The 24,823-nt window shown below is 38.0% G+C and carries 27 protein-coding genes; 26 read left to right on the top strand and 1 reads right to left on the bottom strand.

The genetic code is table 11. The annotated features are described in order from the left end of the window. The first annotated feature begins 39 nt into the window (after positions 1–39). From ndk to VK91_RS00665, 23 genes are all read left to right on the top strand, one after another. The gene (gene ndk / locus VK91_RS00560) at positions 40–456 is read left to right on the top strand and encodes a nucleoside-diphosphate kinase (protein WP_004232627.1); all 417 of its coding nucleotides are present in this window, start codon (positions 40–42) and stop codon (positions 454–456) included. Between the two features lie 115 nt (positions 457–571). Further along, the gene (locus tag VK91_RS00565) at positions 572–1,174 is read left to right on the top strand and encodes a hypothetical protein (protein ID WP_231595539.1); all 603 of its coding nucleotides are present in this window, start codon (positions 572–574) and stop codon (positions 1,172–1,174) included. Positions 1,175–1,177: 3 nt separating this feature from the next. Next, positions 1,178–1,408 carry a tyrosine-type recombinase/integrase gene (locus VK91_RS22980; protein WP_255349856.1) on the top strand — a complete coding sequence of 77 codons (231 nt, stop codon included), beginning with the start codon at positions 1,178–1,180 and terminating at the stop codon, positions 1,406–1,408. A 905-nt stretch (positions 1,409–2,313) separates the two neighbouring features. After that, positions 2,314–4,068: an RNA-directed DNA polymerase gene (locus VK91_RS00570; protein ID WP_048389820.1), complete on the top strand. Its 1,755-nt coding sequence runs from the start codon at positions 2,314–2,316 to the stop codon at positions 4,066–4,068. Positions 4,069–4,608: 540 nt separating this feature from the next. Beyond that, complete coding sequence (locus VK91_RS00575) at positions 4,609–5,757, top strand: thiolase family protein (RefSeq protein WP_048389821.1); 1,149 nt, start codon at positions 4,609–4,611, stop codon at positions 5,755–5,757. A 15-nt stretch (positions 5,758–5,772) separates the two neighbouring features. Beyond that, on the top strand, positions 5,773–6,540 hold the full coding sequence (locus VK91_RS00580; protein ID WP_048389823.1) for a 3-hydroxyacyl-CoA dehydrogenase: 768 nt from the start codon (positions 5,773–5,775) through the stop codon (positions 6,538–6,540). 70 nt (positions 6,541–6,610) lie between these two features. Further along, entirely contained in the window at positions 6,611–8,236 is a 1,626-nt protein-coding gene (locus tag VK91_RS00585; RefSeq protein WP_048389825.1) for a long-chain fatty acid--CoA ligase, read from the top strand. A 125-nt stretch (positions 8,237–8,361) separates the two neighbouring features. Next, entirely contained in the window at positions 8,362–8,592 is a 231-nt protein-coding gene (locus VK91_RS00590) for a hypothetical protein (RefSeq protein WP_048389827.1), read from the top strand. Positions 8,593–8,676: 84 nt separating this feature from the next. Further along, complete coding sequence (locus VK91_RS00595; RefSeq protein ID WP_048389829.1) at positions 8,677–9,450, top strand: protein-glutamate O-methyltransferase CheR; 774 nt, start codon at positions 8,677–8,679, stop codon at positions 9,448–9,450. A gap of 281 nt (positions 9,451–9,731) precedes the next feature. Next, complete coding sequence (gene aroC / locus VK91_RS00600) at positions 9,732–10,913, top strand: chorismate synthase (protein ID WP_004232644.1); 1,182 nt, start codon at positions 9,732–9,734, stop codon at positions 10,911–10,913. Positions 10,914–10,916: 3 nt separating this feature from the next. After that, entirely contained in the window at positions 10,917–12,008 is a 1,092-nt protein-coding gene (aroB, locus tag VK91_RS00605; RefSeq protein WP_048389830.1) for a 3-dehydroquinate synthase, read from the top strand. Beyond that, entirely contained in the window at positions 12,005–12,373 is a 369-nt protein-coding gene (gene aroH, locus VK91_RS00610; RefSeq protein WP_004232646.1) for a chorismate mutase, read from the top strand. The genes aroB and aroH overlap by 4 nt, the downstream gene beginning before the upstream one ends. A gap of 18 nt (positions 12,374–12,391) precedes the next feature. After that, positions 12,392–13,492 carry a histidinol-phosphate transaminase gene (gene hisC / locus VK91_RS00615; RefSeq protein WP_048389832.1) on the top strand — a complete coding sequence of 367 codons (1,101 nt, stop codon included), beginning with the start codon at positions 12,392–12,394 and terminating at the stop codon, positions 13,490–13,492. After that, on the top strand, positions 13,489–14,586 hold the full coding sequence (locus VK91_RS00620) for a prephenate dehydrogenase (protein ID WP_048389834.1): 1,098 nt from the start codon (positions 13,489–13,491) through the stop codon (positions 14,584–14,586). The genes hisC and VK91_RS00620 overlap by 4 nt, the downstream gene beginning before the upstream one ends. Positions 14,587–14,645: 59 nt before the next feature. Further along, positions 14,646–15,932, top strand: a complete 1,287-nt coding sequence (gene aroA, locus VK91_RS00625; protein ID WP_048389836.1) for a 3-phosphoshikimate 1-carboxyvinyltransferase — start codon at positions 14,646–14,648, stop codon at positions 15,930–15,932. 96 nt (positions 15,933–16,028) lie between these two features. Further along, on the top strand, positions 16,029–17,297 hold the full coding sequence (locus VK91_RS00630; RefSeq protein ID WP_004232654.1) for a tetratricopeptide repeat protein: 1,269 nt from the start codon (positions 16,029–16,031) through the stop codon (positions 17,295–17,297). 14 nt (positions 17,298–17,311) lie between these two features. Further along, complete coding sequence (locus VK91_RS00635; RefSeq protein WP_048389838.1) at positions 17,312–17,869, top strand: ReoY family proteolytic degradation factor; 558 nt, start codon at positions 17,312–17,314, stop codon at positions 17,867–17,869. A 141-nt stretch (positions 17,870–18,010) separates the two neighbouring features. Continuing rightward, complete coding sequence (locus VK91_RS00640) at positions 18,011–18,460, top strand: DUF2487 family protein (protein WP_048389840.1); 450 nt, start codon at positions 18,011–18,013, stop codon at positions 18,458–18,460. Between the two features lie 154 nt (positions 18,461–18,614). Continuing rightward, entirely contained in the window at positions 18,615–19,121 is a 507-nt protein-coding gene (locus tag VK91_RS00645; RefSeq protein WP_004232660.1) for a ubiquinol-cytochrome c reductase iron-sulfur subunit, read from the top strand. A 19-nt stretch (positions 19,122–19,140) separates the two neighbouring features. Further along, positions 19,141–19,815, top strand: a complete 675-nt coding sequence (qcrB, locus tag VK91_RS00650) for a menaquinol-cytochrome c reductase cytochrome b subunit (RefSeq protein WP_004232663.1) — start codon at positions 19,141–19,143, stop codon at positions 19,813–19,815. A 41-nt stretch (positions 19,816–19,856) separates the two neighbouring features. Further along, the gene (locus tag VK91_RS00655) at positions 19,857–20,624 is read left to right on the top strand and encodes a menaquinol-cytochrome c reductase cytochrome b/c subunit (RefSeq protein WP_004232669.1); all 768 of its coding nucleotides are present in this window, start codon (positions 19,857–19,859) and stop codon (positions 20,622–20,624) included. Between the two features lie 268 nt (positions 20,625–20,892). Beyond that, on the top strand, positions 20,893–21,489 hold the full coding sequence (locus VK91_RS00660; RefSeq protein ID WP_048389842.1) for a DUF1405 domain-containing protein: 597 nt from the start codon (positions 20,893–20,895) through the stop codon (positions 21,487–21,489). A 60-nt stretch (positions 21,490–21,549) separates the two neighbouring features. Next, positions 21,550–22,224, top strand: a complete 675-nt coding sequence (locus tag VK91_RS00665; RefSeq protein WP_036077718.1) for a zinc metallopeptidase — start codon at positions 21,550–21,552, stop codon at positions 22,222–22,224. A 55-nt stretch (positions 22,225–22,279) separates the two neighbouring features. On the opposite strand, the gene VK91_RS00670 is transcribed toward VK91_RS00665, so the two are convergent. Further along, positions 22,280–23,149: a YitT family protein gene (locus VK91_RS00670; RefSeq protein ID WP_004232676.1), complete on the bottom strand. Its 870-nt coding sequence runs from the start codon at positions 23,147–23,149 to the stop codon at positions 22,280–22,282. 115 nt (positions 23,150–23,264) lie between these two features. Between VK91_RS00670 and VK91_RS00675 the strand changes: the two genes are divergently transcribed. Genes VK91_RS00675 through mgsA form a run of 3 tightly spaced genes read left to right on the top strand, consistent with a single transcriptional unit; the run spans position 23,265 to position 24,821 of the window. Continuing rightward, positions 23,265–23,600, top strand: a complete 336-nt coding sequence (locus VK91_RS00675) for a nucleotide pyrophosphohydrolase (protein WP_036077682.1) — start codon at positions 23,265–23,267, stop codon at positions 23,598–23,600. Further along, on the top strand, positions 23,600–24,397 hold the full coding sequence (gene dapB / locus VK91_RS00680; RefSeq protein WP_048389847.1) for a 4-hydroxy-tetrahydrodipicolinate reductase: 798 nt from the start codon (positions 23,600–23,602) through the stop codon (positions 24,395–24,397). The genes VK91_RS00675 and dapB overlap by 1 nt, the downstream gene beginning before the upstream one ends. A gap of 19 nt (positions 24,398–24,416) precedes the next feature. Next, positions 24,417–24,821 (top strand): methylglyoxal synthase, encoded by a 405-nt coding sequence (mgsA, locus tag VK91_RS00685; RefSeq protein WP_004232690.1) that lies wholly within the window; start codon positions 24,417–24,419, stop codon positions 24,819–24,821. The last annotated feature ends 2 nt before the right edge of the window (positions 24,822–24,823 follow it).

The following is a 24,823-nucleotide window of genomic DNA, read 5'->3' on the forward strand; positions in this document are numbered from 1 at the left end:
TGTAAAACCTGTTAGACGAATTTAAGGAGTGTTTTAAACATGGCAATTGAACAAACTTTTTTAATGGTTAAGCCTGACGGCGTTGAACGTCAAGTAATTGGAGACATCGTTGATCGTTTCGAACGTCGCGGTTTTGTAATGAAAGGTGCTAAATTAATGGTAATTCCTAAAGAATTAGCAGAAAAGCACTATGCTGAGCATGCTGAGCGTCCATTCTTTGGTGAATTAGTTGATTTCATCACTTCTGGTCCTGTATTCGCTATGGTATGGGAAGGCGAGAACGTAATCAAGCTTGCACGTACAATGATGGGTGCAACGAAACCTGAAGAATCTAACCCAGGTACAATCCGTGGTGACTACGCAACAACTGTTTCTCACAACATCATCCACGGTTCTGACTCTCTTGCTTCTGCAGAGCGCGAAATCGGCTTATTCTTCGGTGAAGATTTAGTTTAATTTCGAATAGATTAAGCGTAGCGAAAATAACTACGAATAGAACTCAATAAAAAAATCATCTATTTTTCCGATGTAACTTTTACCTTCTAACAAAAAATGTTAGGGGGTTTTTTATTTGTCAAAATCATTCAATAAAGTTAACACAAACATTGATTTAAGCTTATTGACTATCAAAACTGAAAAAGAACCAAAGAAAGAAATGGTGACAAAAATCAATAACTCAATAGTTAAAATGGATACTTATGATGAATTGGACAACAGAAATATTGCCATTAAACACGCCATACAAATTTTAAATCAACAATGGCGACTAAACGGATTAAGACCAAGGACAATTGATAGTTACAACTATAATTTTAAGCGATTTGTTGAAGTTACTAAAGTTGAATATATCCATGAAATCAACAATGAAAAAATTTATCAATATTTATCAAGTTTCAAAAATGCAAAGGATACATCTTTACATGGTCGTTTAAAGCAAATTAAAGCCGTTTTAAGCAAGTGTCACGATAATGGTTGGTATAACTCAAAGTTTTGGACAAACATCAAAATAAAAGTAAATACAAGCGTTAAGGAAGCTACTACAGAAAGAGAACTGGCAATTTTGTTATCACTTTTGGATAAATCAACGTATTCGGGATTACGTGATAGTATAGGAATTTTACTTTTATACAAAACAGGTATTCGAATTAAATCATTGGGAGCGTTGAGAGAATAGAATATTGATTTTGAAAATATGCTTTTGAAATTACAAGGAGAGATAATGAAATCGCATAGACCATTGATTCTCCCTTTAGATGATGAAATGTGTACTTTGTTAAGAGAGCTAATTTCAATAAATGATGATGTTAGGAAAGAACATAGAGAAAAGAATGATTATATTTTTCTTTCAAACATAGGTGTACCAATTTCGAATACAGTTTCTTCTTATCTGATGTATCTACAAAATTAATCATGGATGTGTTCAAATTTAATGAAGGGAGAGAGTTAATCAAACAAAATATTGATACGCTATTTAAATGGATGACTTTACCTTATCTTATATGCATGGTATTTGGATGCTTTACAATCGAATTGAAACTAAGAAATATCACCAACCTGGTACATTTCTGATTGAATCGTCAAATAGGGACTTCTAATTGAATAATATATTTCTATTTTATAATCAATCGATATAGTATAAAATAAGTAAGGTCTTTGAACCAAGTGTAATACTCCCTATTGAATATAGAAATGTGGATAGCTCTCAAACGCTTGTGGCTCTAAAGGTCGACATCGTGTGAATCGTAAATAGCCAAACTAAACGAGTAGAAGCTGTAGTATTGAAGTCTTTGAACGCGGGTTTGACTCCCACGATCTTCTTTGTATGCAATCATATGATTTCGTTGAACGTCAAAACCTTTGATAATTAAGGGTTTTGGCGTTTTTCTATCTTAAACAATTTCAATTGAATGTAGTCAATTGTGTTTAACAACTAATGTGTAGATGAGTAGCATGGAACACAAGTACTGTCTTTGATATAGGATTTTTCATATAGTAGATTTTCAGTAAATGATTCCTATTTATCTATTATTACCTTACAATGGTATAATAGTACTGTAGGTAAAATATATTACAATTACTACAACTTATCATAGTAAATATTATATGAATTAAATACTACAAGTTTTTTGGACATTTAAGTCAGTCTTTATTTTGAAGATTAAGAACAAATCAAAGCAACAGTAATATGCACTTAACTACAAAAAGGCAAGTGCTAGGGTATGCACTATATACAAAACAAATTTGAAATTATTAAGGAATTTTAAGAAGCATGAAATTAACATAATTACAATAAAGAAATAGTAGGAGATTAGTATGTACGCTAAACAACAAATTAGAAATGCATGTAATCGTGCAATAAATAACATTTTATATGAAGGTACTACTGATGTAGAAATTTTTAATAAATTTTTTGAAATATCATTTTTAGAGGATGAAAATACCAAAAAAAATATTGTAGATTCAATAACACAAGATATTTTAAACAAAAAATTAGAATTTACAAGAATAAAGCACCACGGAAAAGTTTTAGTCCCTAAAAATAATTTAGCTGCTTTTCGTATTTGCTCTCTGACAGATATATATGATGAAATATTTTATTTAACACTTGTTTTACTTATGTCTAATGAAATAGAGGTGAAGCGCTTAAATAAATCTGAAAAGACAATCTATTCTTATCGTATTAATAAAAATAAAAGCTCAAAAAGCTTATTTGATGAAAATTTTAATTTTACTTCTTTTAAGGAACAAGTAAGAAAAGAAAGTGCACAAAATGGAAATAATATTATTGTTGAATGTGATATTGCTAATTTTTATGATAGATTGAACCTTCATAGGTTAGAATCTACGTTATTATCTATTAAAGCTATAGATAGAGAGGCTATAAAATTATTGAATGAACTTTTGCTTTATTGGAGTCATAGAGATTCATATGGTATTCCAGTAGGTTCAAATGCTTCTAGAATTTTAGCAGAAGCGTCTTTAATAGAGGTAGATAATTATCTAAAAAGAAAGAAAATTAAATTTTGTCGTTTTGTAGATGACTATAGAATCTTTGCTAAAGATTCAAATGAAGCTTTTAGAAGCTTAACTATTTTAATTGAAAGACTTCAGTTGGAAGGTCTTTTTGTAAATTCATCTAAAACTAATATTAAACAAATTATTATCAATGAAGTTTCTGATACATCAGTTAATACTGCAGAAACGAACCAATCTGTTGCAAAATCTAATGAAATTAAAACGATAACTAAAGTTCCTGAGGCGGTAGCCGCTACAATTGAAGTCAACGAATCTAATAAAGTAACTGGAGAAAAAAGCTCCACTATAAATAATAGTAATAATGAAATAGCTGATCGAAGTTCTTTGAATAAGATTATTAGAGGTTACTCTGGTATTATTCCATTGAAGTTTAGACAAATGTCTGAAAAAGAAGTTGAGAAATTGTCTCTTTTAGATTTTGATAAAGAATTTGAATTAATTAAAGATGAAGTGATTATTGAGCCTGAAAAAATAAAGACTTTATTGAAAATTGTTGTCGCTCAAAAAAAATGGGAAGAGATTACAACTGTATTGCTGTTAATTAAAAAATTCCCTCAGTTTACACCATATGTAATTGATATACTAACAAAGTACGAAGAGTATCTATCTCAAAATAGTATTAAAGAAATTAAAGAAGATTTTAAGAATATTATTCAAGATGAAGACACTCCTGAATATATTGTTATTTATTTGGTCAAATTATTTAGTAATGGTTCATTTACTGATAAAGAAATACTTTTAGACTTCTTTTTCAATTTAAAAAGAAATTCGGGTGATTATATAGGACGAGCAGTTTTGGATGCATTGTCTAATTGTAAGGATTTATCAAGAGGGGATGCGTTGCAAATAAAAACCTATTTTCAACGCGCGGATATATTTGAAAAAAGAAGGATATTATATATATTGAATAAGCATCTAGAGTTAGAAGAGAGAAATGCTTATTTTAAAAATGTAGGGATGATTGAAGAAGATCATTTTATATTACATATGACAGATAGGAAAAAGGATTTTATGTACCCTAAAAAGACCTAATAAGGTTTAAATTTAAAATTGGTACGATAGTTTCTTAAGAACTGCTAACTCAATTCATAATTTACTCTAGAAAAATGTTCCTAAATTAACAAATTAAAAAAATGTTGACTCATAAAGTGATAGGAATATATGTTTCGCGATCAATTTAATTTCAAAGATTAATACATTAAAATGTAGATTTTTGCGAGAGATAATTTTATGTGCGAAATAACAATACAATTATCAAAAAAAATACTGGGGGAATTTCCCCTCTTCTACTTAATCAAACTTGCTAACAAAGCTATAATGTATAGTGACTAATTAATAGAAGGTAAAAACGCAGTTCTAATCTAGTTTAATTTCGAATAGATCAAGCAATCTCAATTTATGAGATTGCTTTTTTTATTGCGCAAAAAGGGGAGGGCACATCCTGATATAGAATTGTTAAAAACTTCTTAGTCATGTACAATAAATAATGTAATATTCTGATAATTAAGTGAGGAATAGTTGAGTAGGCTCGTCAATAAACTATGAGGATGACGAGGAAAAGGGGTTATGGACATGAGAGAAGTGGTGATTGTAGCAGCTGTGAGGACTGCTATAGGAAGAAGTAAGGGCGCATTAAGTCAAGTTCGAGCAGATGAATTAGCAGCTGATGTATTACAGGGGGTTGTAAAGCGTGCAGGCATTGGTAAGGAACAAGTAGACGATGTCATTTTGGGATGTGTGACGCAAACAGCAGAACAAGGGGCAAATATTGCGAGGACCTCTTTATTAATGGCTGGATTCCCAGATAGTGTGCCAGGTGTAACCATTGATCGTCAGTGTGGTTCAAGCCAACAAGCCGTGCACTTCGCAGCACAGGCAATTTTAGCGGGGGATATGGACATTGTCATTGCTGGTGGGGTAGAAAGTATGTCAAGAGTACCAATGGGCTCAAACATGCAACATGCCCATGCTAGTAACCGCTTACAGGAAAATTATGATATTATCCATCAAGGATTATCAGCAGAGAAAATCGCTTCCCAATGGTCTTTATCGAAAGAACAGCTAAATAGCTATGCTTATCAAAGCCATCAACGGGCGATTTCCGCCATTAGAGCGGGTCATTTCCAAGCTGAAATACTACCCATTCAAGTTCCACAAGAGGATGGCTCAGTGACAACATTTGCGGTAGATGAGGGTCCTCGTGCAGAAACTACCGTTGACATTTTAAATGGATTAAAAACCGTCTTTCAAGAGAATGGCGCGATTACTGCGGGCAATGCGAGCCAAATGAGTGATGGGGCCTCAGCTGTAGTCGTAATGGCATTGGATAAAGCGAGAGAACTAGGCATTCAACCACTCGCTAAAATTGTGACAAGAGTGGTCGTGGGCTCTGATCCGACATTAATGCTGACAGGGCCAATCGAAGCTACTAGAAAAGCATTAGAACGGTCAGGGCTCAACATTGAGGATATCGACACCTATGAGGTAAATGAAGCCTTTGCACCTGTGCCGCTCGTATGGCTGCATGAAATAGGAGGAGACCCACAGAAGCTCAATCCTGATGGTGGAGCCATTGCACTGGGACATCCATTAGGGGCAACAGGTACGAAATTGTTAACGACCATGCTCTATCGAATGGAGCGAGAGAATTATCGTTACGGCTTGTTGGCGATTTGTGAGGGAATGGGAATGGCCAATGCCACGATCATTGAAAAAATGTAAAAGGGGATATGTCTGATGAAGGAACATGAAGTGGTGGCAGTCGTAACAGGGGGTGCCTCTGGTTTAGGAGAGGCAACCGTTCGGAAATTAATAGGACAGGGTGGCAAAGCAATTATTTTTGATGTCAATGATGAGCGTGGACAAGCTCTAGTGGAAGAATTAGGTCAAAATGTCCTTTATGCACGAGTAGACGTCACAAAGGAAGAGGAGGTGGCGACTGGCCTTGAGCAGGCTATTGCAGCTTTTGGCAAGATCAATGTTGCAGTGAACTGTGCTGGCATTGCAGATGCGAGTAAAGTTATTTCGAAGCGTGGTATACACGCCCTTGCGTTATTTGAAAAAGTGATTGCTGTTAATTTAGTTGGCACGTTTAATGTCATCCGTCTAGTGGCAGAAAAAATGCAACATAATGAGCCAAATGAGGATGGACAGCGTGGCGTCATTATTAATACCGCGTCTGTGGCTGCATTTGATGGGCAAATCGGACAAGCTGCTTATAGCGCGTCAAAAGGTGGCGTAGCAGCCATGACGTTGCCAATTGCAAGAGAGCTTGCGGAAATCGGTGTCCGAGTGATGACCATAGCGCCAGGATTAATTGAAACACCAATGTTTGCTTCGTTACCTGAGCCTGCACGAACAGCTCTTGCTCAAATGACACCATTCCCTAAACGACTTGGAAAACCTTCGGAATATGCTCTTTTGGTTGAAAGTATTATCCACAATGGCTTGTTAAATGGAGAGGTCATTCGACTAGATGGTGCCATTCGCATGCAACCGAGGTAACGGCAAAATCTAGTTCAAATAGTTTTTGTTTTGATTGTTTCTAAAATCGTAGATGAAGGGAAGCGGTATCATGCATATGATGGATACACCTTTATTATTAACAAGTTTTTTGAATCGTGCAGAACGATTTTTTCACTCAAAGAAAATCTATTCTCGAACAAGTGCCACTACTATTCACGAATTTACGTATAAAGAATATGTCAAACGGACTCGCCGATTAGCCGATGCTTTGACGAAACTAGGGATGGATCGAGGAATGAAGGTGGGCACATTTGCTTGGAATCACCATCGCCATTTGGAAGCCTATTTTGCTGTACCATGTGCAGGAGCAGTATTGCATATGATTAATATTCGATTATCCCCTGAGCATATTGCCTATGTCATCAATCATGCCGAGGATGAAATATTATTAATAGATGATAATCTGGTGCCACTAATTGCACCTATCGTCTCTCAGCTGAAAACGGTAAAGCATTATATCATTATGGGTGATGCTGTTGCAGTAGAAACTTTACCGATTCCAAATGCTCTTTCCTATGAATCGCTACTTGCGGAGGCAGATGAACATTTCACATTCCCAGAAGATTTAGATGAAAATACACCTGCAGGCATGTGCTATACCAGTGCAACGACGGGCATGCCAAAGGGAGTAGTCTATACACATCGCAGTATTGTACTTCATAGTTTAACAGCTGGTCTCGCTGACAGTATTGCAATTTGTGAGTCGGATGTGGTGTTACCTGTTGTGCCAATGTTCCATGCGAATGCATGGGGATTACCATTTGCCAGTGTCGCATTTGGTTCTACACAGGTCTTACCGGGACCTATGTTTACACCACAGCTATTGCTAGAATTATTTGATGTATATAAAGTTACATTGACAGCAGGTGTACCGACCATATGGCTGGGCGTTCTACAGGAGCAGCGTCAAAACCCTCGTGACCTATCGTCTATGCGATTAATTGTTTGTGGAGGTTCTGCTTCACCAATTGGTCTTGTCCGAGGCTTTGAGCAAGAACTTAATATCCCTTACATGACAGGTTACGGTATGACGGAAACCTCACCTCTTGTAAGCCTATCCACGTATTTAACACATATGCAGGACTATACGGCTGATGAAAAAATGAATGTTCGGATTACACAAGGTATGACGATGCCACTTATTGATACAAGGATTGTCAATGAAAATGGTGAAGTGCCTTGGGATGGCAAAACGATGGGAGAGCTTACGATTAGAGGACCATGGATTGCTAATGAGTATTATCAGGATGAACGAACGGAAGAGGCCTTTAAAGACGGCTGGCTCTATACAGGCGATATTGCTGTGATGACAACAGATGGCTATATAAAAATTACCGACCGTACAAAGGATTTAATTAAGAGTGGTGGCGAATGGATTTCTTCAGTAGAGCTTGAAAATGCATTAATGTCCCATCCAAAGGTCTTTGAGGCAGCTGTTATTGCCATTCCACATGAAAAGTGGTTGGAGCGACCGTTAGCTTGTGTCGTAGCAAAGCCAGAGTTTAAGGGTTCTATTACAAAAGAAGAGTTACTAGAGAGTCTACAGCACCAATTCCATAAATCATGGGTTCCTGATGATATTGTCTTCATTGACGAGGTACCAAAAACGTCTGTAGGTAAATTCTTGAAGGCTAAATTACGAGAAGATTTAAAAGAGTATCGCATACAAGTCTAACGATAATGGATAGAATGAGGGTGGTGAAAAACTACCTTCATTTTTTATTGGAATAAATTCCTGAAAAATGAAACTATTTTTTCCATTTTGCCGTATAATCAAAATAACGAAAGGAAGTGAACGGATTGTCAATTGCCATTGTAGCGATAATTGGGGGCGTCATTATTTCTCTAGCTGGAATTTTTACAGACGCTCGTACGAGACAACAAAAAATAAAACTGAAGGCTGTTGAAAAAGAAGTAGAATTAGAAAAGCTTAGGTTAGAAACTTATACGATTGAAACAGAAAAAATGAGACTTGAATTAGAACAGTCGAAAGTATTACTTTTAGAGGAAAAACAAAACGTAAGAAAGTAGATTTGCATACATGAGAAAGACTATTTCAGGATTGGGGCTTTTCCGCTATAATGGTAATACGACGCTAGAGGGGAAGATGACCATATGTCTGATTATGAACAGTTTATAGAAGGTATTAAGCGCAAAACAGGAATAGATTTAGCGTTATATAAAGAAGCGCAAATGAAAAGACGATTAACCTCTCTTTATGAGAAAAAGGGCTATCGTAATTTTGTAGACTTTCTAAAGGCACTCGAACAAGATCGTGATTTAATGAATGAATTCTTAGATCGTATGACGATCAATGTTTCTGAATTTTATCGCAATGGAAAGCGCTGGGAAGTATTACAAAAGAAAATATTTCCGAAACTTTTACAAACTAATAAGCGTTTAAAAATTTGGAGTGCGGCTTGTTCGACAGGAGAAGAACCATATTCTTTAGTAATGGTATTATCTCAATTGGTGCCTTTATCTCAAATTCAAATTATTGCCACTGATTTAGATGAGAATGTGATACAAAAGGCGAAGTTAGGTGTCTACCCTGAACGCTCTTTAGCCGAGGTCCCAAGTGATATTAAAGCAAAGTATTTTGAACAAGAAGGCTCCTTCTATCGCGTGAAGGATGAGATTAAGCGTTGTGTAACCTTTAAGAAACATAATTTATTGAATGACTCTTATGACGGCAATTATGATTTAATTGTTTGTCGCAATGTCATGATTTATTTTACAGAAGAAGCGAAAGATCAAATTTATAATAATTTTAGTAAAGCACTGCGCAAGGATGGCGTTTTATTTGTTGGATCGACAGAGCAAATTTTTAATCCAGCACGTTATGAATTTGATGTAGAAGACACGTTCTTCTATCGGAAAAATAATTAATAATATGGATGAAAAGCTTTGTACAAATAACACAATTGTACATAAAGTTGACCAAGCATTAAACATAGATAATTCATACGCTTTTCGCTTATCATAAGCAAAGGCGTATTTTTTATAAAATTTAGCTAGGTGTTTTTTATAACTTTCATTCAGAATATTCACATTTAGAACTATGAAAATGGTAACTACTTAAAAGACATTCGTAAAAGGACTGTTTTTTTAAAGAATATATGTTATAGTGAAAAATACATACTTTAGCGAGTTGAAGGGAGAAAGTGTTTATGCGTTACTTAACAGCAGGTGAGTCTCACGGACCTCAATTAACGACAATTATTGAGGGTTTACCGTCACTCTTACCCATTACAGCAGAAAAAATTAATCACGATTTAAAACGTCGCCAAGGAGGTCATGGACGTGGGCGCCGCATGCAAATCGAAACAGATACAGTGGAGATTGTAGCTGGTGTTCGTCATGGTCAGACACTTGGATCTCCTGTTGCACTCGTTGTCACAAATGATGACTGGAAGCACTGGACTAAAATTATGGGTGCAGAGCCACTAGCTGATGATATCAATCCTGAAGATATCAAGCGTCAAATCTCACGTCCTCGTCCAGGTCATGCAGATTTAGTTGGAGGCATGAAATATGGTCACCGTGATTTAAGGAATGTATTAGAGCGCTCCTCTGCGCGTGAAACAACTGTACGAGTAGCAGTTGGGTCTGTGGCAAAGGCGTTACTTAATGAACTAGGCATTTCCATTGTTGCACATGTTACAGAGATAGTGGGAATTAAAGCCGATACTTCTTTAATAGAAGGAAAAACAACAGAAGAAATTCGTGCAATTGTCGAAGCGGATCCTTGCTACTGTGTAGATCCAATCGCCTCTGCGAAAATGGTTGAGGCAATTGATGAAGCGAAAAAGGCCGGCGATTCGATCGGTGGTGTTGTAGAAGTCATTGTAGAAGGCATGCCAGCAGGTGTAGGTTCTTATGTACATTATGATCGTAAGCTGGATGCAAAGCTTGCTGCTGCTATGCTATCTATTAATGCATTTAAAGGAGTAGAGTTTGGACTTGGCTTTGAAATGGCACGTCGAAAAGGTTCTGAAGTACACGATGAAATCATCTGGTCTGAAGAAGAAGGTTATACTCGTGCAACCAATCGACTTGGTGGCTTAGAAGGCGGTATGTCAACAGGTATGCCAATTGTTGTACGTGGTGTGATGAAGCCAATTCCTACTTTATATAAACCATTACAAAGTGTAGATATTGAAACAAAAGAGCCGTTTAAAGCGAGTGTTGAGCGCTCTGATAGCTGTGCAGTACCAGCAGCGTCTGTAGTTGCAGAACATGTTATTGCCTGGGAAATAGCGAATGCAATTTTAGAGCAATTCCATAGTGATCAACTACCACAATTACAAGCTCAAATTGACGAGCATCGTCAATATACAAAGGGGTTCTAAGTTATGCGTGTACCAGTAGCAACAAAATCGCATCAATATGAAGTTGTTCTTGGGCATCAATTTCTAACTGAAGCTGTGGAGGCATTTGCTGATAAACTTCAAAAAGCGGATAAGCTCTTTGTGTTTACTGATGTCAATGTTTGGGCAGCACAGGGAGAGTACTTCAAAGCAAATTTCCCGTACCACTTTGAGGTTTTTATTTTGCCAGGTGGAGAAGCGTGCAAAACCTTTGATCAATACAATGCTGCTCAAACATTTTTATTAGAGCAAAAATGCTCCAGAAAATCCTTCATTTTTGCTTTTGGAGGAGGAGCAGTTGGCGATTTAACAGGTTTTGTTGCGGCAACTTATATGCGTGGGATTCCGTTTATTCAAATTCCAACGACTATTCTAGCGCATGATTCCGCAGTTGGTGGAAAAACTGCCATTAATCATCCACTAGGAAAAAATATGATTGGCGCATTTTATCAGCCAGAAGGCGTGATATATGATACAGCTCTTTTAGAAAGTTTATCAGAGCGTGAGGTACGTTCGGGAACAGCAGAGTTAATTAAGCATGCCATGATTTCTGACCCGAACTGGCTGGAGGAATTAATGACAGGAGATTCGGTGATCCATTTTAATCAAAATGAACTAGCAAAGCAACTAAAAAAAGGAATTGAAGTGAAAGCACAAATTGTTGCTGAGGACGAAACAGAGCAATCCGTTCGAAAGTTTTTAAACCTAGGCCATACATATGGACATGCCATTGAGGCAGCTGCGGGTTATGGCAAAGTGGCTCATGGTGAGGCTGTTATGATTGGACTCGTCTATTGTCTTCTATTGAGTGAACGATATGGAGAACTTGATCGAACGTTCACCCAATCCTTTTTACAGTTTGCGATAAAAAACGGCTATCCTTTTAAGGCTGTGAGTGATTATTCATTTGAACAATTATCTAGCTACCTAATGAAAGATAAAAAAGCGGAATATGGCATTTTACAATTCGTTATTTTGGATAAAATTGGAAAACCTTTTGTCAAAGCTATTGATTTAGAAGAATGCCAAGAAATAGATGCTGAATATAGACAGTTATTAGCGGAGGTGCTTGTATGATTCGTGGACTTAGAGGAGCAATAACAATTGAATCTGACAAGCCAGAGCTTGTATGGGATGAGACAGCAAGATTAGTGCGTGAGGTTGTGGCAGCAAATAATGTGGACATTGATGATATCGCATCGATCCTCATTTCAACAACGCCAGATATTACCTCAGCATTTCCTGCTCGTGCAGTACGCTTGATGGATGGCTGGCAATATGTCCCTGTTATGTGTACACATGAGATGGATGTGCCAGAAGCGTTACCATTATGTATTCGTGTATTAATACATGCAAACGTAGAGGTTGCGCAAAAAGATGTAAAGCACTTGTATCTCAATGATGCAGTGAAATTAAGACCAGATTTGGCCCAGGCTAAATAAGTAGAGGAGATGTTTTAGATGAAGTGGAAACAACAATTGGACGGTATGCAAGCATATAAGCCAGGTAAACCAATTGAAGAAGTACAACGTGAATATGGCTTAAAGGAAGTTATTAAATTGGCATCGAATGAAAATCCATTCGGGTGCTCACCTAAGGTAACAGCTTATTTACAAAATAATGCAGTGAATCATGCACTTTATCCAGATGGCTATGCCCAAAACCTACGTACTGCTGTGGCAAATCATCTAGGTGTGAAAGAAACACAGCTTCTTTTTGGTAACGGCTCTGATGACATCATTGCTATTATTACTCGTGCTCTGTTGTATCCAGGGGTAAACACGGTTATGGCCGACCCTTCCTTCTCTCAATACTGGCACAATGCTGAAATTGAAGGTGCTGAAGTACGTAAAGTGCCTTGTCAAGATGGAGCACATGATCTAGAGGCAATGTTGGCTGCAATTGATGACCAAACTTCTATTGTTTGGGTATGTAGTCCAAATAATCCTACAGGAGTTGTCATTCCTGATGCTGCATTGCGTGCCTTTCTAGCAAAGGTTCCAAGCGATGTCCTTGTCGTGCTTGATGAGGCATACATTGAATATGTTACACATCCAGACCACAAGGATACGTTACCAATCATTAATGAGTATCCGAATGTGCTTTTACTGCGTACATTCTCTAAAGCATATGGCTTAGCTTCGTTCCGCGTAGGCTATGCTATTGGCCAACCTGATGTTATTGCTAAGCTTGATCCTGTGCGTGCACCATTCAATAATACAATCTTAAGTCAAGCTGTTGCTACCATTGCCCTCAGTGACCAAGATTATATTGAAGCCTGCCGTGAAGCCAATGAAAAAGGCAAAAAACAATATGTAGAATTTTGTGAAAAGCATAATTTAAAATACTTCCCATCTGATACAAACTTTATTTTCTTTGATACCCATGCTGATAGTGATGTTGTTTTCCAAGAGCTGATGAAAAGAGGCTTTATCGTGCGCAGTGGTAATGCATTAGGCTTACCAGGATTTATCCGTGTGACAATTGGAACAGAGGCTCAAAATGCAGCATTGCTTAGCCAACTTGATGAAGTGTTAAAACAACAAGGGGTATTTGCATGACACGCAAAGTACTCGTTATAGGGCTAGGATTGATCGGAGGTTCTATTGCCCTTGCTTTGCAAAAAGCACCGGAAACAAAAATTATTGGCTACGACATGGACGCACAAACACGCGAGCATGCGAAAACATTAAATATTGTGCATGAGATTGTCGCAGATCCACTGGCTGTTGCGGCTGAGGTTGATGTTATTATCTTCGGTACGCCCGTTAATGCAACACTGGATTGGATGGAGCAATTAAAATCATGGCCCTTGAAAAATAAAGTCATCGTAACAGATACAGGAAGTACAAAAAAATTAATTATGCAAAAAGCCAGCGAATTACGAGAACTTGGCATAACGTTTATTGGTGGACATCCAATGGCGGGGTCTCATAAAAGTGGTGTGCTGGCTGCTAAGGCGCATCTTTTTGAAAACGCATATTACATGCTTACGCCACTTGCTGGGGAAGAAATTGTTCATATGGCACAGCTTGAAAGTTTGCTGAAATTTACCCATGCAAAAGTAGTCAGTGTATCTGCCAGTGAGCATGATCACATGACAGCGGTGGTGAGTCATTTTCCGCATGTTATTGCGGCCTCACTTGTTCATCAATTAGGCGGCGAAAATGGAGAGTACCCAATGACACGTTCTCTTGCAGCAGGAGGGTTTCGTGATGTGACACGAATCGCCTCTTCCAATCCCATCTTATGGCGAGATATTACGCTGCAAAATCGCGAGGAACTCCTCACGCAATTAGATGGCTGGGAAAAAGAAATGACACGCATTAAGGAACTGCTGATGGAGGGTTCTTCACAGGCTATTGAAAACTATTTTGCAGTTGCCAAAGAACTGAGAGATGAATTACCGATTAGTGCAGGGGCTATGTATACACCATTCGATCTATATGTTGATGTTCCTGACTATCCAGGTGTTATTTCTGAAGTGACGGGCTTTTTAGCAGATGAAGCAATTAGTATTACGAATCTTCGCATCGTTGAATCACGAGAAGATGTTTTCGGTATTCTAGTCATTAGCTTCCAAAGTGAAAATGATCGCGAACGTGCTGCAGCCTGTATTCAAAAACGAGCAAATTTCGAAACGTATATTTCTTAGCATAAGAAAGCGTCGGCATTTCGGCGCTTTCTATCTTCATATTGGAGGGAATAAAGTTCATGAGTGAAAAAGTATTGCAATACAACAAGCCTTCTTTACAGGGCTCTTTAACTGTTCCAGGCGATAAGTCTGTATCTCATCGCTCTGTGATGTTTGGCGCCATTGCTAGTGGAACAACGACCGTAGAGGGCTTTTTACTAGGGGAAGATTGTTTAAGTACAATTGATTGCTTCCAGAAACTTGGCGTTCAGATTGAGGTGGAAGGGACAAATGTAACCATTCATAGTCCAGGGATGGATGGCTGGCAGGAGCCGACAGAAGTGTTATATACGGGTAACTCTGGAACAACAACACGCTTAATGCTAGGCATTTTAGCTGGTTCTACTGTTCACTCTGTCATGACAGGAGATGCATCCATTGGAAAACGACCAATGCGCCGTGTTATAGATCCACTGCGTCAGATGGGTGCACAAATTACAGGGCGTGCAGACGGGCAATATACACCGCTAGCCATTCAAGGTACAAAATTACAAGCCATTGATTACAAGATGCCTGTAGCAAGTGCACAGGTGAAATCTGCTATTTTACTAGCGGGCTTGCGTGCTGAAGGAACAACTATTGTTAGAGAAATGGATGTTTCGAGAGATCATACAGAGCGAATGTTGCGTCAATTTGGTGCACATGTAGAAGTAGATAATGGCGTAGTATCGATTGAAGGAGGACAAGCTCTCAATGGGACGCATGTTTCTGTGCCAGGAGATATATCATCGGCTGCCTTTTTCTTAGTGGCAGGAGCCATTTGCAAAAATAGTCAGCTAACACTAAATAATGTGGGCATTAATCCAACACGTGATGGCATTATTGAGGTGCTGCAAAAAATGGGCGCCACGATGACGGTAACGCCGAATGATGATAATCAAGCTGAACCGACAGCAACAATCCAAATCGCGACATCTTCTTTAACTGGTACAATAATTGAGGGAGACATTATTCCTCGTTTAATTGACGAAATTCCAATTCTTGCATTACTCGCTACGCAAGCACATGGTCAAACGATCATTAAAGATGCCGAGGAGCTAAAGGTGAAGGAGACTGACCGTATCACGGCTGTTGTGACTGAATTGAAGAAACTTGGTGCCCAAATCGAAGCAACAGAAGATGGTATGATTATTGAGGGACCAACGTCTTTAAAAGGAGCAAACCTTCAAACATATGGCGATCATCGAATCGGCATGATGGGTGCAGTTGCAGCTTTAATAACAGACGGAGCTGTTACACTAGATGATTCACAATGTATTGCTGTATCCTACCCATCGTTCTTTGAGCATATTGAGGCAGTGAAGTAACAATTAAAGAGAGGCTCTCCAAGCTTTTGGGGAGTTTTTTCTTGTTTCAGAGGTAAATGTTTTGTAGCATAAAGGTATCAACGAAAGAATAGGTGAATGACTGTGAACAATGCGATGACTGAAATGATGCAAGCACTTGAACAAGGGGATTTAGCATTAATAGATCAGCTACTAGAATCATTTTTAATGAAGGAGCTACCCGAGGAGATCTATGCACTTGCTGAGATTTTTATGCAGTATGGGTACATGAAGGAAGCTGACCGTGTGCTGGAGCATTTACAATTTTTATTCCCAGAAGAAGCACAGTTAAAAATAGATCGTGCCAATGTCCTAATGGAGCTTGGTAATGAAGATGAAGCATTAGATTTATTATTAGAAATTGAAGAAACCTCCCCAGAATATCCACAAGCGTTATTGGTTTTAGCTGATTATTATCAAATGCAAGGGTTATTTGAGGTTGCAGAAAAGCGTATAAATGAAGCATTAGCGATTTTACCAGACGAGCCATTATTACATTTTGCGAAAGCAGAACTTTTATTTGAAACAGGTCGTTTTTTAGAGGCAGCAAGACTGTATGAGGACTTATATGAGCAGCAAAATGAATTTGCTGGTATTCAACTTGTCGAACGACTAGCGGAGGTTTATCGTGCAGGTGCAGCCTATGAGACGGCATTTGATTATTATGTCAAAGCCCTTGAAGATGAAGTAAAGCCCGATATTTTATTTGGAGCTGCTTATTCAGCCTTCCAGTCACAAAAATACGAGATGGCTATTAAACAACTAGAGGAATTGAAAGAATTAGATCCTGATTACTTCTCAGCCTATTTATTGCTTGCGGAAAGCTATGCAATGACAGAGGATAATCAAAAAGCTTATGCTGCCATTCAAGAGGGGTTAAAGCGTGATGAATATGATAAATCGCTTTATTTATTCGCTGGTAAAATGGCATTGAAAAATGGTTTGCCAGAAGAAGCTGAGCAACATCTGAGAGAAGCTATAGCGCTCGATCCTGAATATATGGAAGCGGTACTGGCACTTATTTCAGTTTTTGGACAACAGGAGCGCCATGAGGATGTAATCGAGTTATTTGAGACATTACAGCAAAATGATTTTGAATGGAGCACTTTATATCCTTTTGCGGCAGAGGCATATGAAAATTTAGAATTGTACGACCGTGCATACGAATTTTACCGTTTGGCATATAATGATTTTAAGGAAGACGCAACATTTTTAGAAAAATATGTTTACTTCTTATTAGAAGAAGGAAAGCGTTCAGAGGCAAAAGAGGTTCTTGGACAATTAATCAACATTCAACCGGGTGAACCAGAGTGGCAGGAGAAGTTAGAAACCTTAGAATTTGAGTAAAGGAGGGAGTGGGTATGACTGCTTCTGTATCAGTTGTTGATAAAAAAGCATTTGTTCGATGGTTTTTAAAAAATTATCAATTGAAACGTCGTGAGTGTGTATGGATTTTAAATTACCTATTAAGTAATGATGACTTGTTAAAAAGAATCCGTTTTGTGGAAGAAGCTCACTATTGTCCTAGGGCAATGGTGATGTCAACAGTAGACTCAACAGGTGTGCCTTTTCGTTTCTATAAAGGCAATGTGATGACGGCAGATGCTGAGAAGTCTTTCCATGATTTACGCTTACATGAACAAGAAGATATGTATATACAATTGAATTTTCCTAATATACCACCAAGTGCACAATACTTAGCAGTTCTTGAAGAAAACCCTTATATGCCAGAAACACTGCTCGTCAGTGAAAAAGATCGTGTACTGGCAGAAGAGCTGCTTTCCAATAGCTTACTCGTATTCCAAGAAGAGAAATTACTTGCACAAATTGATGAAGCCCTCGACCAGGGAGATGAAGTGCGATTTTATGAATTGTCTAATTTGTTACAAGCATTGAAGGAAACGGCTAATTTACGTTAATTATAGGTAAAAATTGAATGTCCTTTATCCATTTCAATATGGTAACATTACTAGTGAATGATTGTTTTCACTTTTAATTGGGTATCCTATTGAAGAGTGGAAAAGGACATTTTTATTTTGCGATAAAAGGAGGTTTGTTGAATGTATTTTAATGCAAACGATGTAACATCGTTTATGGCACAAAAAGATTTTATTGATACCGCGGTTGTTCCACTTGTATCCATTGATCTCTCTTCTGAAAAAATGAAACAAAGTGGTGCCGAGGTAGATTTTGTCATGTCTTTAACTTCTTTTATAGAGCAGCAGTTTAAAGGTCGACTACTAGTCATGCCACCATTTTCTTATATGACAACTTTAAAAAACGATGATTTACCACAGCAATTAGAAGCACAATTACATAATGCTGGATTTAAGCATGTGTTCTTCATTACTTGTGACCATTATTGGACAAAGAGTGGAGAGATAGTCAATATGATTTGGTTACCAGCGATTCCTTTAGAAAGTATGGATGCCAGTGTGAAAAAATCCATTCTAGAAGATCAATTGCGACAAGTGATTCCAATGCTTTCGACTAAATGGGCACAGATTTAACAATTAGTTTCAATAAATGTTCACATTCTCCAGCTTTCCACAGAATGCTATATTGACCAAGCTATGGACTTGATATATCATATATATGTCCTAGTATTACTATTTGTAAAAGTATGTCCGTTGGACTGACCTTTAAGTTAGAGGGGGGAAAATAATGAGTAATAATCGAGTTTCACGTCGTCAATTTCTAAGTTATACTCTTACTGGTGTAGGTGGATTTATGGCGGCAGGTATGCTAATGCCAATGCTTCGCTTTGCAATTGATCCTGTGCTACAAAAGCATGAGGGTGGGGATTTTGTAAAAACAGAGCATAAAATCGCTGACTTGACTGAAGAGCCTGTAAAAGTGGACTTTTCATATGAACAAGTGGATGCATGGTATAAATCACAGGTTACAGATGTAGCTTGGGTTTATAAAAGTGGCGATCAAATCATTGCCCTTTCACCTGTTTGTAAGCATTTAGGATGTATGGTTGACTGGAATGGAGATTCTGCACACCCAGGTCAATTCTTCTGTCCATGCCACGCAGGACGTTATGAGAAAAACGGGAAAAACATTGCAGGTACACCGCCTCTAGGTCCGTTGGATGAATTTGAAGTACAAGAACAAGATGGCTATTTAATGATTGGTCCAGCTAAAGCAAATTCTCTAGTTAAATAAGTAAGGGGGTACGACAACAGTGCTAAATAAAATTTATGATTGGGTCGATGAACGCCTAGATATTACACCGATTTGGCGTGATATTGCCGACCACGAAGTGCCAGAGCACGTTAACCCTGCACATCATTTTTCAGCATTCGTTTACTGCTTTGGTGGATTAACATTCTTCATCACAGTAATTCAAATTCTATCTGGTATGTTCCTAACAATGTACTATGTACCAGACGTTGTGAATGCCTGGAAATCAGTTTATTATTTACAAAACGAAGTAGCATTTGGTGAAATCGTACGCGGTATGCACCACTGGGGAGCTTCATTAGTTATCGTAATGATGTTCTTACATACACTTCGTGTATTCTTCACAGGTTCTTATAAAAAACCTCGTGAGTTAAACTGGATGGTTGGTGTAGGTATTTTTGGTGTAATGATGGGTCTTGGATTTACAGGATACTTATTACCATGGGATATGAAAGCATTATTCGCTACTAAAGTAGGTATCGAAATTGCAGCATCAGTACCGTTTATCGGTGGGATGATTAAAGTATTATTAGCGGGTGACACAACGATTCTTGGTGCTCAAACGTTAACTCGATTCTTTGCGATTCATGTATTCTTCTTACCTGCAGTATTGTTTGGGTTACTTGCAGCGCACTTTATCATGATTCGTCGTCAAGGAATTTCAGGACCGTTGTAATTGTCTTGACGGTTCGATGATCTTTAAAAGGAGGGGACACTATGCATCGCGGAAAAGGAATGAAATTTGTCGGCGATTCTCGTATTAAAGCGAATCACAGAATGCCGAACGTTCCAAAGGATTATTCCGAATATCCAGGTAAGACGGAAGCTTTCTGGCCAAACTTCTTACTGAAGGAATGGATGGTAGGTGCTGTATTTTTAATTGGATACTTATTATTAACTGTCGCTCACCCGTCACCACTTGAAGGGCCGGCAGATCCAACTAGAGCATATACACCACTACCGGACTGGTACTTCTTATTTATGTATCAACTTTTAAAATACTCATTTGCTTCTGGTCCATACAATGTAATCGGAGCTATTGTAATTCCAGGTCTTGCATTTGGAGCGCTATTATTAATGCCATTTTTAGACAAGGGTCCAGAACGTCGTCCATCTAAACGTCCATTGCCAACAGCGTTTATGTTATTAACTTTAGCTGCTATGTTCTACCTAACTTGGGAGTCAGTTGTTAACCACGACTGGGAAGCTCAAAAAGCTATGGGTGCAATCGTAGAAACAGTTGAATTCGATAAAGAATCAGAAGGTTATAAACTATACGCTGGTTCAGCTTGTATTACATGTCACGGTGAAGGCTTAGAAGGTGGAGCTGGTGCACCATCTCTAATGAACACTGGATTAACAGCTGATGAGATTAAGGACATTGCTCATAATGGTCGCGGTAACATGCCACCAGGATTATGGACAGGTTCAGATGAAGATCTTCAAAAACTTGCTGAATTCATCGAAAGCTTAAAAGCAGAGTAATAGTAAAAGAGTCAGGAAACTGGCTCTTTTTTTTCTACCTTGTTATACTATTGGGACTGGAAGCCATACAAAAAGGTTCCCTTGTATAAAGGATTTTAGCGAAAGATGTCGAAAAAACATTTATTCTTGAAACAAGTAAGCGAATTAAAACAATAAAATAACACATATTGATGGTGAGATACAATTGAATTGAAAGGTAGAGTAAAGCTCTAGAATTTCAGAACTATACATAAATAATGGATTGTTTTTATCGGAAGGAGTTAACATCGTGCAACTAACAAGAGCAAATATTTGGTACCTTCTGACCCATAAATCATTCTTGATAGTGCTGCTAATTATTAATCTACTAGGTACAATTTATGGCTATTATTGGTATGGGTGGCAGCTTGCCATCACAGAGCCTATTTTTTATATTTTTGTTCCAGATAGTCCGACAGCCAGTTTATTCTTTTGTTTTGTGTTAATTGCTTGGATTATGGGGAAAAGCTGGCCACTGATGGAAGTACTTGCCCTTGTTACGTTGGTGAAATATGGCTTATGGGCAGATGTGATGAATATTTGGACATTAATTGAAACAGGTTCTATTGGCTGGCAGGGATGGATGCTAGTTGGTTCACATTTTGCCATGGCTGTACAAGCTGTACTATATATGAAGAAATATGTCTTCACTTATTGGCATGTTGTGATAGCAGCTGTTTGGACACTGCATAATGATGTCATTGACTATGTATTTGGGCAAATGCCGATGTATCGGGATTTAGCCAATTACACAAGCTATATAGGTTACTTTACATTCTGGTTATCAATTGCATGTATTTTACTTGCCATTTTCTCAATTAGGTGGCGCAAATATTTGCCGAATTAGGGTATAAATTATAGAATTATAGTATCGAGGTAGAAAGGGGTTAGAAAATTGTCAACGAGCATGTATATTGTTTATTTTGTGATTATTATGCTGCTTCCACTTTATGCTCAAATGAAGGTAAAGGGTACGTATAATAAATTTGCAAAGCAACGTACAATGAAGGGGCAAACTGGTGCAGAGGTAGCGCGTGCGATTTTAGATGCAAACGGCTTATATGATGTACGAGTTGTGCCAACACAAGGTGTGTTGTCTGATCATTATAATCCAGCAACCAAAACAGTGGCTTTATCAGAAAGTAACTTTTATGAAGCAAGTGTTGCAGGTGCTGCGGTTGCTGCCCATGAGGTAGGTCACGCCATCCAACATAAAGAAGCTTATTCCATGCTTACATTACGTAGTAAGCTAGTCCCAGTAGCAAATATTTCTTCTAATGCGTCTTGGATTTTCGTAATGATTGGTATTTTTGCAAGTAGTACGAATTTCTTGCTATTAGGTATCATATTATTAGCAGCAGGTGTTGTTTTCCAATTAGTGACACTTCCGGTGGAGTTTGATGCCTCAAAGCGAGCATTAGTTCAAATGAATTCACTTGGCATTATTACAAATGAAGAAGAACGACCAGCACGAAAAGTATTAAGTGCTGCAGCATTAACATATGTAGCAGCGGCAGCGGTAGCTGTACTAGAGTTATTACGTTTAATTTTAATTTTTACCAATATGCGTAGCGACGACTAAGAAAAAACTTGTTATAGTGGTACACCACTGTAACAAGTTTTTTATCTTCGTATGCTTAATGAAGGGGCTGCTTTTGATCGTCTAGTGTGAAGCCTTCTCCTGCCACATCTCGTACTTCAATGATGGAAACAAATGCGTGCGGATCAACTTCATGCACAATAGATTTTAACCGTACAACTTCATTGCGGCCAATTACACAATATATAACCTCTTTAGGTTGTTTCGTAAAATGACCATGTCCTTCTAAAATGGTGATACCACGCTCCATTCGAAGAGCGATTGTTTCAGCAATGGCTCCAGACTTTTCTGATATGATAAGCGCACCACGAGCCGCATAAGCACCTTCTTGTACAAAGTCAATGACACGGGCTCCAACAAATACGGCTACTAATGTATACATCATGGAACGAGCATCCAAGAACGTCAGCCAAGAAAGAATGATGACGATGGCATCGAAGACAAACATGGTTTTCCCCATACTCCAGCCAAAATATTTATGCCCTAGTCGTGCCAAAATATCGACACCACCTGTAGTGCCACCGAAACGAAAGACAATCCCAAGTCCCAATCCAACAAAGACACCAGCAAAAAGTGCTACAAGCAACATGTCATCCTCTAAATGGATGGTAAATTGATATTTTTGGAAAATTTTTAGAAAAAGAGATACGGATAAAGTGCCGACAAGCGTATAGACAAATGATTTTTTTCCAAGTAATCGATAACCTATGATAAACATGGGAATATTTAATAACAGGTTCATTAAGGCAGGGTCCCATCCTAATGTAAAATATAGTATGAGTGTAATCCCACTTAGTCCACCTTCACCCAGTTGATTTTGGATGTTGAAGTGAACAAAGCCGAAGCTGAAAACTGCTGCTCCGAGCATAATCGCGATAATATTACGTATTTTAATCTGTTTTAGCATTTGACCTCCTGTAGTTCCAAACAAATGAAGTAGTGTTATCTATTATCTGACATTTTATTGGTTTTGACAACAATGGTGTAAATTTTATACGATGGTAAATAGGAGTGTGATTTTTATGGCAGATCAACTAACAATGCAAGCTTTACAACAGCGTGTCGATGACTATATAGGACAATTTAAAGAAGGCTATTTTCCACCATTTGAATTACTTGCACGTCTAACAGAAGAATTAGGTGAACTTTCACGCGAAGTTCAGGATGTCTATGGACAGAAAAAGAAAAAGAGTACAGAGGATACAAACAGTATTGAAGAGGAACTAGGAGACTTTTTCTTTGTACTAGTCTGTTTTGCAAATGCCCAAGGTATTAAACTAGATGAAGCACTTTTACGCGTCATACATAAATTTGAAACTAGAGATAAGGATCGTTGGACTAGAAAGGATGAAGAATGATGTCGATTCGTGTAGCTATTGCGGGAGCAAGAGGAAAAATGGGAGCTGAGGCTGTACATACGGTCATGAAACATGACAAAATGGAATTAGTAGCTGTACTAGATTATAAGGAAGTAGGAAAAACTTTAGCTGATTTAGATATGTTTCCAGCAAGCTATACAGTGCCTATATTTACAGAAATGCATGATCTTGTAGAAGCAACTGCACCAGATGTACTAGTGGATTTAACTAATCCACATGCAGTCTACAAACATACAAAGGAAGCACTGAATTTAAATGTACGACCAGTAATTGGTACAACAGGATTTACAGATGCACAACTAGAGGAATTATCAGCCATGACCAAAGAAAAAGAGTTAGGTTGCATTATTGCACCAAACTTTGCGATTGGTGCTATCCTAATGATGAAGTTTGCAAAAGAAGCAGCCAAATACTTACCAGATGTAGAGATTATAGAAATGCACCATGATCAGAAGCTTGATGCACCATCTGGGACAGCGGTGAAAACGGCACAGTTAATTCAAGAGGTCCGTACGCCAAAGGCACAAGGACATCTAGAAGAGAAAGAAACCATTAAAGGTGCAAGAGGTGGAGATTTTGACGGTATGCGCATTCACTCCGTACGTTTACCTGGTTTAGTGGCACACCAGCAAGTATTATTTGGAGGGGATGGGCAGCTACTAACGATTCGCCATGATTCATTAAACCGTAATTCTTTTATGTCGGGTGTTGCATTTTGCATAGAAGAGGTTATGAAAATGGATCAGCTTGTTTATGGTTTAGAAAACATCATCTAAAGATTGGGATGGAAGCTATATGAAAATCGCATTGATTGCACATGATCGTAAAAAAGATAATTTAGTACAGTTTGCTATTGCTTACCAAAATATTTTACAAGAACACACACTATATGCTACCGGCACAACAGGACAACGTGTCATCGAAGCTACTGGTTTGGAAGTTACACGTTTTCGTTCAGGGCCACTTGGTGGCGACCAACAAATTGGCGCAATGATTGCCAATAATGATATGGACATGGTGATATTTTTCCGTGATCCTTTAACAGCACAACCACATGAGCCAGATGTTTCTGCACTAATCCGTCTTTGTGATGTTTACCAAGTGCCACTGGCAACAAATATGGGAACAGCAGAAATATTACTAAAAGGCCTACAGGAAGGCTTTGTGGATTGGAGACTGATACAAGAAAGACGCAATTAACA

Source organism: Lysinibacillus sp. LK3 (assembly GCF_001043675.1).
GTDB lineage: Bacteria > Bacillota > Bacilli > Bacillales_A > Planococcaceae > Lysinibacillus > Lysinibacillus capsici.